The organism is Actinosynnema sp. NPDC023794 (assembly GCF_040639675.1).
GTDB lineage: Bacteria > Actinomycetota > Actinomycetes > Mycobacteriales > Pseudonocardiaceae > Actinosynnema > Actinosynnema luteola.
In genome coordinates this window covers 119026-129533 of sequence record NZ_JBFAFR010000013.1, presented here as the reverse complement: position 1 = coordinate 129533, position 10508 = coordinate 119026, and the positions used below count along the sequence as shown (strand labels likewise).

The 10508-nt window shown below is 72.2% G+C and carries 7 protein-coding genes; 1 reads left to right on the top strand and 6 read right to left on the bottom strand.

Going from position 1 to position 10508, the window contains the following annotated elements:
* Positions 1–16 precede the first annotated feature (16 nt).
* The 6 genes from fabF to AB0H12_RS25370 form a co-directional block, all read right to left on the bottom strand.
* Positions 17–1267: a beta-ketoacyl-ACP synthase II gene (gene fabF / locus AB0H12_RS25395; RefSeq protein ID WP_499625872.1), complete on the bottom strand. Its 1251-nt coding sequence runs from the start codon at positions 1265–1267 to the stop codon at positions 17–19.
* A 28-nt stretch (positions 1268–1295) separates the two neighbouring features.
* Positions 1296–3038 (bottom strand): thiamine pyrophosphate-binding protein, encoded by a 1743-nt coding sequence (locus tag AB0H12_RS25390; protein ID WP_499625870.1) that lies wholly within the window; start codon positions 3036–3038, stop codon positions 1296–1298.
* Between the two features lie 29 nt (positions 3039–3067).
* The gene (locus AB0H12_RS25385; protein ID WP_499625869.1) at positions 3068–5758 is read right to left on the bottom strand and encodes an aldehyde dehydrogenase family protein; all 2691 of its coding nucleotides are present in this window, start codon (positions 5756–5758) and stop codon (positions 3068–3070) included.
* A 1291-nt stretch (positions 5759–7049) separates the two neighbouring features.
* A complete protein-coding gene (locus AB0H12_RS25380; RefSeq protein ID WP_499625867.1) occupies positions 7050–7430 on the bottom strand; it encodes a DUF4342 domain-containing protein in 381 nt (126 codons plus the stop codon).
* A 41-nt stretch (positions 7431–7471) separates the two neighbouring features.
* Positions 7472–8443 carry a magnesium transporter CorA family protein gene (locus AB0H12_RS25375; protein ID WP_499625866.1) on the bottom strand — a complete coding sequence of 324 codons (972 nt, stop codon included), beginning with the start codon at positions 8441–8443 and terminating at the stop codon, positions 7472–7474.
* 62 nt (positions 8444–8505) lie between these two features.
* On the bottom strand, positions 8506–8910 hold the full coding sequence (locus tag AB0H12_RS25370; RefSeq protein WP_499625864.1) for a hypothetical protein: 405 nt from the start codon (positions 8908–8910) through the stop codon (positions 8506–8508).
* Between the two features lie 308 nt (positions 8911–9218).
* On the opposite strand from AB0H12_RS25370, the gene AB0H12_RS25365 reads away from it, so the two are divergent.
* The gene (locus AB0H12_RS25365) at positions 9219–10478 is read left to right on the top strand and encodes a LacI family DNA-binding transcriptional regulator (protein WP_499625862.1); all 1260 of its coding nucleotides are present in this window, start codon (positions 9219–9221) and stop codon (positions 10476–10478) included.
* Positions 10479–10508: the final 30 nt, after the last annotated feature.

The following is a 10508-nucleotide window of genomic DNA, read 5'->3' as shown; positions in this document are numbered from 1 at the left end:
CCCGGCCCGGGGATCCCTAGCCCTGCCACCGGCGCAGCACGACCACGGCGTTGTGGCCGCCGAAGCCGAAGGAATTGCTCATGACCACGTCCACGTCGTGCGCCTGCGCCTCGTGGGCGACGAAGTTGACCGCGCGGTCGATCGGCCGGTGGCAGTTGATCGTCGGCGGCACGAGACCGCGGTTGATCGCCATCGCGCCGACGATCGCCTCCACCGCACCCGCCGCGCCGATCATGTGGCCGGTCATGGACTTCGTGGAGCTGACCGGGATGCGCTCGGCGTGCTCGCCGAACACCGCGCGGATCGAGTCCAGTTCGGACTGGTCGTTGAACACGGTGCTGGTGCCGTGCGCGTTGACGTAGCCGACGTCCTCGGGCATGAGGCCCGCGTCGGCCAGCGCGCCGCGCATGGCGGCCCGCGCGCCCCGGCCCTCGGGGTGCGGCGCGGTCCAGTGGTGGGCGTCGGACGTGGCGGCGTAACCGGCGACCTCGGCGAGGATCGTCGCGCCACGCGCGAGCGCGTGCTCCTCGGACTCCAGCACGACCATCCCGGACCCGGAGGCCATCACGAACCCGTCGCGGTCCTCGTCGAACGGCCGGCACGCCTCGGCGGGCGCGTCGGTGCGGGTGGACAGCGCCTTGGCGTTGCCGCTGCCCGCCATGTCCACGCGGGTGAGGATGTTCTCCGCGCCGCCCGCGATCACCGCGTCGACCACGCCGTAGCGCACCCAGCGCGCCGCCTCGCCGATGGCGTCGGTGCCCGTCGCGCACGCGCTGCTCAACGCCCGGGTCGGCCCGGTGACGCCGAACGCCAGGCTGATCTCGCCCGCCGCGCTGTCGATGGCGCCGGTGATGGGCGCGAACGGGCTGACCGCGCGCGGCCCCTTCGCGTTGAGCGCCACCACGTGCTCACCGAGGGACCGCATGGGCCCGTAGCCGCTGCCGATGAGCGCGCCGACGCGGTGCGCGCCGTCCTCGGTGATCTCCAGCTTCGCCGTGCCGACGGCCTCCGAGGCGGCGGCGAACGCGTACTGCGCGTACGGGTCCATGCGGCGCAGCTGCTTGTGGTTCAGGTACTTCTTCGGCTCGAAGCCCTTGACCTCGCCCGCCAGGTCGGTCGGCAGGTCGGAGGCGTCGATGACGGTCACGTTCCCGATGCCGCTGCGCCCGGCGACCAGCGCGTCCCACGTCTCGTCGGCGGTGAGGCCGACCGGGGACACCACGCCCCAGCCGGTGATGACGACCCGCCTGCCGTGTCGTTCAGCCATGTGCTGCTCCTCGCTCCAGTCAGGGGGGTCAGTCGGCGACCGGGAAGGCGCCGCCGAGTTCGTGGTCGGCGAACAACGCGTCTTCCAGGCGTGTGGGGACGTTGAGGACGACGACCTCGCCCTCCTGCGCGCGCCGCCACGCGTCGGTCATGTCGGCGCGCAACGACTCCTTGGTGACGGTCACCTGGTGCACGCCGCGCAGTTGCGGCGCACGGGCCGTGACGGCGTCCGGGTCCACGAACGCCGTGCCCGCCAGGCCCTCGTCGTCAGGGCCGAGCTGGGAGTGCAGCCAGCCGTAGCCGCCGTTGCGCAGCACCACGTACAGCAGCCCGGAGCCGAGCGCGGCGGCCGTCGGCAGGTCGGCGTCGAACAGGCCGAACGCGCCGTCGCCGACGAACGCCACCACCGGCCGGTCGCCCGCCGCGGCCTTCACGCCGATCGCCGCCGCCGCGCCGAACCCGAGGCTGGTCTGCTCGGACGGCACGACCGAGCCGGCGCCGTGCGCGCACTCGAACCGGGGGAAGCTGTAGGACCACATGTCCTGCAAGCCGTTCTCCTGCACGAGGACGCGGTCGGCGGGCAGCTCGGCGTCGAGCGCGGCCAGCACCTCCACGACGTGCAGCCCGGGCTTCGCGGCGAGGTCGGCCAGCTCACGGCGGTGGTCGGCGCGCAGCCCGTGGTGCACCTCGTCCACGCGCTTGGACCACTCGACGGGCGCACCGTCCACGACCTGCTCGAGCCAGGCCGCGCAGACCTCCGCGCCGTCGCCGAGCACGACCGGTCCGGCGTACTGGGTGGCCACGCCCGCCGCGTCGACGTTGACCTGCACCACCGGCACGGTCGTGCCCAGGGCGGTCGGCCAGCCGTGGGTCGCGGTCTCCTCCAGCCTGCTGCCGAGCACGACCACGCAGTCGGCATCGACCCACAGCGCCTTGGCGCGGTCCGGCGCGTACAGGCCGGCGAGCCCGATGAACCGCACCGACGACTCGTCCACCACGCCGCGTCCGCTGGCCGTGCACGACAGGGCCGCGCCGACGCGTTCGGCGAACCGCTCGACCACGCCGTCCGCGTTGCGGTGCCGCATGCCGCCGCCGACCAGCACGATCGGGCGCCGCGCGTGGCGCAGCGCGTCCAGCGCCGCCGAGTCCCCGGACACCGTGACCGACGCCGGCCGTTCGACGGGCGGCGCGGGCGGCGGCACGGGCACGTCCACCTTCAGCAGGTGGTCGGGCAGCTCCACGTACACCGGACCGGTCGCGCCGGACGTGGCGACCAGGATGGCCCGGCGCACGGCGGGCGCGAGCCGCGCCGGGTGGTCGACCCGGGTCGCGGACTTCACCAGGGGCGCGACCACGGCCTGTTGGTCCAGCTCCTGGAACGCGCCGCTGCCCCGCCGCTCGGCCGCCGTGCCGCCGGAGAGCAGCAGCACGGGCGCGCCGGACGACGACGCCTCCAGCAGGCCCGTCACGGTGTTGGTCACCGCCGGGCCCTTGCCGACGAGCGCGACGCCGAGCGCACCGGACCGCAGGGCGTAACCCGTGGCCATGAACACGGCGTTGCGCTGGTCCCGGCACACGACCAACCGGACACCGGCGGCGTGCAGCGCGCCGAGGGCGTCCAGGTCGTCGTCGGGCAGGCCGAACACGACCTCGACACCGGCTTCGGCGAGCAGCCTGGCCACGGCGTGCCAAGCGCCCCGGACGTGGTGGCCCGGTGCGTTCTCGCCCGGACCGTGCTCGCCGGGGGCTTCCTGCGCGGACGGCGGTTCCATGTCGATCACACCCATCTGTTCGGCGGCCGTCAGGCCGTGCGGCCGGTGGCGTCGGACGCGGCCAGGCGGTCAGACCCGAGGTGGTCCGCGACGGCCTTCGAGATCAGCAGGGGCTCGGCGTGGCGCTTGCGGCCGAACGCGGCGTAGTTGGCGCGGATGCCCGTGCCGCCGAAGGGCGCGTTGCCGTCCTCGATGTCGATCACGGTCTCGTTCACGCTGACCGTGTGCCGCCGGCGCAGCAGCTCCACGGTGTCGGGCAGGTCGCCGTAGACCGTGGCGGCCATGGCCCGCTCCTGGAAGTACTGGTGGTCGAGCATCGGGTGCAACCAGTCCGTCGAGGTGAACGGCACCACGTTGAAGATCGGGGCGAACAGCTCGGGCGGGGTGATCTTGGTGTCGGCGGGCCGGATCAGCACGGTGGGGCTGAGGTGGTCGTCCACGAAGTTGACCTCGCCCCCGGCGGCCAGGTGCTCGCGGCCCGACCGGAGGTAGTCCAGCGAGGCGTCGAACGCGTCGAGGTAGAACATGTGGCTGTAGTCGGCGTTCGGGTCGTCGAACCGGCCGTAGCGCAGGTTGTCCACCCGGCGGCACAGCAGGTTGCAGAACTGGGCGCTGATCGAGGTGTGCACGAACACCACGTCCGGGCCGAAGCAGTCCTGGCCGGAGTTCAGCATCCGCACGCGCAGCAGGCCGTCGACGGCCTTGGGGATGTCGGCGTCCGCGCCGACCACGAACGGGTTCACGCCCTGGCCGAAGTAGAGGAACAGCTGGTCGCGGCGCAGCCCGGCGCGGATCTTCTCGGCGTTGTTGAACGTGCCGGTGAACACGAGCACGTCCGAGCGCGTGCCCTCGCCCTCCAGGAACTCCCGCTGGTCGCCGTCGTCGAGCACGATCGGCAGGTGGTGCACGCCGGACAGCAGCTCGTGCAGCTTGAGGAGCTGGTCGGAGATCCGCCGCGACGGCCGGAACACCACGCGCTCGCTGTAGAGGCTGGGGATCGCCAGGTACAGCACGTAGCTGTAGAGCGGGATGTTCGACGGCATCAGCACGCCGATCTGGCCGATCGCGGGCGGCCGGTACCGGGCGATCTCGGCCGCGGCGCCCTCCAGGGCGGCGATCGAGGCGTCGATCTCGCCGTACGCGGTCTTGTAGCTCATCACCTGCGTGAGCAGGGACATCACCTCGGTGCGGCGTTCGCGCAGCAGCTGGGCGAGATCGGTGAGCCGGGCCAGCCGGTCGGGAAACGGGATGGCCGACGGGTCGGCGTCGCCGTGCCCGCGGGGGAACACGCCCTTGACGCCTTCGAGGGCCACGGTCGAGGCGGCGATGTCGCGCAACGCCTGGAGGTCGACCTTGCCGTTGCCGTTGAGCGGGAGTTCCTTGAGCACGACCACGCGGTTGGGTTGCTCGTGCGCGGCGACGAACCGGGACACGGCGCGCTTCCAGTGCGCCACGGGCTGCTCGGCCGGGTCGGTGATCACGAACACGAGCTGGGTGCCGCGCTGCTCGTCCTCGACCGGGATCACGCGCACGGGCGCGCCGCACGCGCCCGCCTTCTCGGCGATGGCGTCGGGGTAGAGCGTGTGGCCGAAGCGGTGCACGGCCGACTTGCGGCCCAGCACGCGCAGCTGCCCGGCGGACGTGAGGTAGCCGATGTCGCGGGTGTGGAACTCCTGCCGCTCCACCTCGCGGACGCGTCCGCCGGGTTCGAGCAGGCCGACCATGATGTCGGGGGTGCGGACCACGACCTCGCCGATCTCGCCCGGCGGCACCCGGTTGCCGAGCGGGTCGCGAACCTCCACCGCGACGCCGTCCAGCGGCGTGCCGCAGTAGGTCGGGTCCTCGGTCGAGGACAGCGCGATGTTGCCCGCCTCGCTGCTGCCGTAGCCGTCCAGCAGCGTGGCGTCGAAGCGGGTCTCGAAGCGGGTGCGCAGCTCGTCGCGCAGCGGTTCGCCGCCGACGCACCACATCCGCACCGAACCCAGGGCGCGGGTGTCGCGGCGGGCGACGACGCGCAGCATCGTGTCGTAGGTGGCGGGCACGGCGTCCACGACGGTCACGCGCTGCCGGGCGATCACGTCCAACGCCTGGTCGACGCGCCTGCTCGGCGCGATGACCAGCGTGGCGCGGGCGTGCCACCAGAGCAGCAGCATGGACAGCCCGTACTGGTGGGTGAAGGGCAGCAGCGGCAGCAGCACGTCGGACTCGACGTAGCCCATGCGGGCCTGGGTGCGCTCGACGTTGCGCAGCACGGACGCGCCGGAGCGCACGACGCCCTTGGGCTTGCCGGAGCTGCCGGAACTCCAGACCACGAGCGCGTCACGCCGTCGGCCCCACTTGGCGAAGGTCAGCTCCGGGACCTCGGCCACCGGCAGGTCGCGCGCCGTCTTCACCAGGCCCCGCAGGTCGAGCAGGCCGGCCGCGATGCGGTCGAACGCGGGGTCGGCCTGGTCGGCGTCGGTGACGAACCAGCGGGCGCCGGAGTCGACCACGTGCTCGGCGGACTGCGCGGGCGGCAGGCCGGGGTCGACCAGGCCGACGGAGACGCCCAGCTCCATCAGCGCGAACAGCAGCACCACGAAGTCGTCGGAGTTGCGCGCCGACAGCACGACCCGGTCGTCGTCGCCGACCCCGCGTTCGCGCAGCACGCCGATGAGCGCGTGGCAGCGTTCGGCGACGTGGGCCAGGGGTGTTTCCCCGCCGTGTTCGTTCACAAGCATGGCTCTGCCCTCGTTCCTCGTTCATCGGACACCCACCGGGGCGTTGACTCGGAATGGACCCGGTCCGGCGGCACGGGAAAACCTCGTGCGGGACCGCATTCGCCACTACCGCCCGGACAGGCGTGGGCGGCTCACGAACCAGGACGTGAGCCGAGGCTTTCGGACACATTTCACCCGCGACGCACGCGGGGTGCCGGAATTCGCGCGGGGGCGCTAGGAGAAGGGTCGCGCCGCACGTGGCGCACGTGTCGAGCGCGACACGTGCCACGGGTGCGACCGCTGCGCACGACTCGGCGTGACGCCCGGTGGCGCGGTGTCGACCGCGCCACCCGAGTTACCGCCGGTAGTGCCCGCCTCACGTTTGTCCGCCCCGCGCACCGCGTTCCCGAATAGCTCGGGAACGGCGGTGAACGGGCCCCTGGGACAGGAGATCGTATTCACTGCCGTTGTCCTCGATGGAAGTTCGCGCGCGGCCGGCGGACCACGCGTCACGGTACTGCGCACACCGCTCCAGTACTGGAGGGTGTGCCGGAACCTCCCTGATCTGCGCAGATCTCGGAGGCTGCCGATCGTCGAACGGGCTCGTCAATCTCCAACAGGTATCGAGTCGTTCCCGTTCCTCAGCACCGACCACCTTGGCAACGCGGCTTGTCGATCACAATCAGCCGATTGGCGCAGCACGCTGACAAATCCGTCTCAAAACCCTGAACGAGAACGCTGTTCACATTGTCCGGCGCGGCAAGCTAGCGACCCCTTGAAGGGGTGTCAAATCGAGCCGAACGGGCCCGTGAACGCCGGTGAACTACCGGCGCGCGGCAGTGCCGCCATAACATGGAGATATAGAGGACATATAGAGGTCGCGGTCGACGGCCAACCGGACGATCTTCACGTTAACTCGGCCGACAGGTTCTCCACAGAGTGCGGTTAACGGTCACGCGCGCCGTCGGAGACGACACTCCGGAACCGCCCGGCCACGACCTGCGCACCTCCGAAGCACCGGACCCGAAAAGGGCGGCCGACCCCGCGTCCCCGCGCCACTTCGGTTGACTCGGCGCTCCGGCGCGCGCCAGGATTGCGCGGCTTGACCGGTCACATGAGACCTCGCGCCCACCCCCGCCGCCACGAGTCGACTGCCGACGACCGACCCGCCGCCGTCGTCCGTTGTGGACCTCCACATCGGACGCACTCCCCCGATGCCCCACCGCACCACGCGGCCCCGGAGTCGCCAGAGGCGGTGGACGACATCGCGCGGCCACCGCCTCTTGGGTCCAGGGTCGCCCTGGCTCGGTCCTCAGCCCTTCACGGGCGGCACGGTGTCGGTGCCGGTGTCGCTCTCAGTGGCGTCGACGGTCTCGGTCTCGGCGGCAGCGGCACCGGTGCTGTCGGTCGTGCCCGTGCCCGTGTCCGGTTCGGCTTCGGTCGGTGCGGTGGGCTCCGGGCGCTCCACGCCGACCGACCACGGGCCCGCGAGAGCCGCGAACGCCGCCACGGCCGTCACCATCGGCGCGGCCACCGCGGCCACCACGCCGGCCGTCACCGGGATGTCGAGCACCGGCTCGCCGTTGCCGTTGCGCACGACCACCCGGCGCGTGTTGCCCTCGTGCACGAGCTGCCTGATCTTGTCCGTCAACGCCTCGACACCCGGCGTCTGACGATCACCCTGCTCCGTCATGTCTACCCCCTTCGCCGACCATCCTCCCGCGCGCCGGTCGTTCAGATCCAGTCGCGTCGCTTGAACAGCGCGTACAGCCCGGCGGACAGCAGGAGCATGGTCACCGTGGAGACCCAGAAGCCCCACACCTCGTCGAAGCCCGGGTAGGGGACGTTCTGGCCGTAGAAGCCGGTCACGGCGGTCGGCACGGCGATGATCGCGGCCCACCCGGTCACCTTCTTCATGATCAGGTTGAGCCGGTTGCCCTGGAGGTTGAGCTGGATGTCGCGGATGGTGGCGACCATGTCCCGCAACGACTCCGTCCACTCCGACGCACGCAGCACGTGGTCGTAGACGTCCTGGTAGTAGGGCGTCATCCGGCTGTCCACCGCGGCGTGGTCGCGGCGCATCAGGCCGCTGAGCACTTCGCGCATCGGCAGCACGACCCGGCGCAGCGTCACCAGCGACTTCCGCATCGCCAACGCCCGCCGCTGCATGTCGGGGTCGTCCGGCCGCTCGGCGAACACCAGGTCCTCCAAGCCCTCGACGTGGTCGTCCAGCGCCTGCACGGCGTCGAAGTGGCTGTCCACGACGACGTCCAGCAGCCCGTGCAGCAGGAAGCCGACCCCGCTGCCGGCCAGGCTCGACGACTCGTCCCACCGCCTGGTCAGGGCGTCCACGTCGAACCGGTCGTCGTTGCGGACCGTGATCAACGCCCGCGGCGTCACGAACGCCGACAGCTCCGCCGTCGTCAACCGGCCCGACGCCTCGTCCAGGGTCACCGCGTACGCGTTCACGAGCAGGTGCGTGTCGTACTGGTGAAGTTTGGGCCGCTCGTGGTGCTCCAGGGCGTCCTCCACGGACGTCTCGTGCAAGCCCAGTTCGCCCGCTATGACCGCCAGGTCCGACTCGGTCGGGCCGCACAGGTCGAGCCAGACGACGGCGTCCTCGTCCCGCAGCAGCCGGGGCACGTCGGCGAGCGGGAAGTCCTCCTCCGCGAGCGTGCCGTCGCGGTACAGGCGGTTTCGTGGCACGTGACCCACAGTATCGACGGACGTCCCCGGCCGCGGTGCGAGGCCCGCGGCCGGGGACGCGATCAGGCGACCGTGCCCGGTTGCGCGGACAGCAGCACCTGCGACCAGCCCTGCGGGTCCACGGTGTCCGGGCCGCTCAGGTCCGCGCCGCTGCCGTCGTACGGGTTCGAGTCCCTGTAGCGCAGCAGCCCGCCCTCGGCGTTGTGTCCGAAGTAGACGCCGCCGTCCACGATCTCGCGGTAGCGCAACGCCCGGTAGTGCGACGTCGGGTGGCCCGAGAGCGACGACCGGCTGAACGACGCACCGGTGACCTTGTCGATCGGCGGCGAGCCGAAGCTGTAGCACCAGAACGAGGTCTTGGCCGAGTTCTCCCAGCCGCCGAACAGGATCGCGTGGTACGGGTGGCGCCCGCCGCCGTCGTTCACCCGGTCGTTGAGCAGGTCGCCGGGTCGCAGCCCAGGCGCCACGCCATGCCGACGTAGCCCGAGCAGTCGCGCCGGCACTGGCGCGTGCGGCCGACGTCCCAGGCCTTCGCGCCCTGGTCGTAGCTCGTGTCGGAGTCGTGGCGGCGGTCCCCGTCTCGGCGTGCGCGGCGTGACCGTAACCGTCGTGGGTGGTGGTTCCGGGCATGGTGCGTCCTCTCCCCACGGGTCCCACTGCGAGCCGAACCCTCTTAGGCGCGCTGACAAGTCGCCAATCCGGCGCGTGGAGAGCATCGATTCCGTGGAGCTAATCACCGGTCGCCGTGGAGCTATATTTTCGGTACCGTGGCTCCATGGGAACTCCCGGTGCACGGCGGCAGGCGCGTGGCGAGGTCGAACGGCTGCCGAGCGGGTCGTTGCGGGTGAGGGTGTACGCCGGGGTCGACCCCGACTCGGGCAAGCGGCGGTACCTGACCGAGACGGTGCCCGCCGGTCCCGCGGCCGACCGCGAGGCGGAGGCGGTCCGGACCCGGCTGCTCGACGAGGTGGACGCGATGCGGAAGCCGCAGGCCAAGGAGCGTCCGCCGGCGCACGCGCGACCGCGTGGGCGCAGGCGTGGCGAGCTGACCGTCGCGGCGGTCGCGCGGCTGGCCGGCGTGTCCGCGCCGACGGTGTCGAAGGTGCTCAACGGGCGTCCGGGTGTGGCGGTGACGACCCGGCGACGGGTGGAGGCGGCCCTGCGGGAGCACGGCTACCGGCGGCCGGAGGCGGTCGTGCGGGCGCCGAACGTGGAGGTCGTCTTCTTCGGCATGCAGAGCTACCTGGCGGTCGAGGTCATGCACGGTGTGGAGCGGGTCGCGGGCGCGCACCGGCTGGCCGTCGGCTTCACCGACGCCGCGCGCCAGTCGGCGACCGGCCGGTCCTGGGCGCACGACCTGCTGTCGCGGCAGCCGTACGGCGTGGTCGTCGTGCACCTCGGCTTCACCAGCGAGCAGCACGGCCTGCTGGCCACGAGCGGCATCCCGCTGGTGGCGCTGGACCCGACGGGCGAGCCGGAGCACTCCGTGCCGTCGGTCGGCGCGGCCAACTGGAGCGGCGGCATCGCGGCGGCCCGGCACCTGCTCTCCCTCGGCCACCAGCGCATCGCCGTCATCGCCGGCCCACCCGAGCGGATGTGCGCACGGGCCAGGCTCGGCGGCATCCGGGCGGCGATGGCCGAGCACGGCGTGCCGCTGGACGAGCGGTTGGTGCGCATCGGGCAGTGGTTCGCCTTCGAGGAGGGGTTCAACCACGCCCGCGAGCTGCTGCGGCTGCCCGACCCGCCCACCGCCGTGCTGTGCGGCAACGACCTCCAGGCGCTGGGCGTCTACGAGGCGGCCCGGCAGGCGGGCCTGCGCATCCCCGAGGACCTCAGCGTGGTCGGCTTCGACGACATACCGGCCGTGCGCTGGTGCGGGCCGCCGATGACCACCGTGCGGCAGCCGATGGTCGAGATGGGCGCCGCCGCCGCCGAGCTGGTCCTGACCCTGGCCGCGGGCCGGACGCCCGACCAGGCCCGGGTCGAGCTGGCCACCACCCTCATCGTCCGCGACAGCACCGCGCCGCCGAAGTGAGTCCACATACCGAAACCCGGCTGCGCCGAA

Bases quoted from the DNA above. Each gene is read 5' to 3' on its own strand.
- fabF (WP_499625872.1), bottom strand. From the start codon at position 1,267: ATGGCTGAACGACACGGCAGGCGGGTCGTCATCACCGGCTGGGGCGTG.
- AB0H12_RS25365 (WP_499625862.1), top strand. From the start codon at position 9,219: ATGGGAACTCCCGGTGCACGGCGGCAGGCGCGTGGCGAGGTCGAACGG.
- AB0H12_RS25380 (WP_499625867.1), bottom strand. From the start codon at position 7,430: ATGACGGAGCAGGGTGATCGTCAGACGCCGGGTGTCGAGGCGTTGACG.
- AB0H12_RS25385 (WP_499625869.1), bottom strand. From the start codon at position 5,758: ATGCTTGTGAACGAACACGGCGGGGAAACACCCCTGGCCCACGTCGCC.
- AB0H12_RS25390 (WP_499625870.1), bottom strand. From the start codon at position 3,038: ATGGAACCGCCGTCCGCGCAGGAAGCCCCCGGCGAGCACGGTCCGGGC.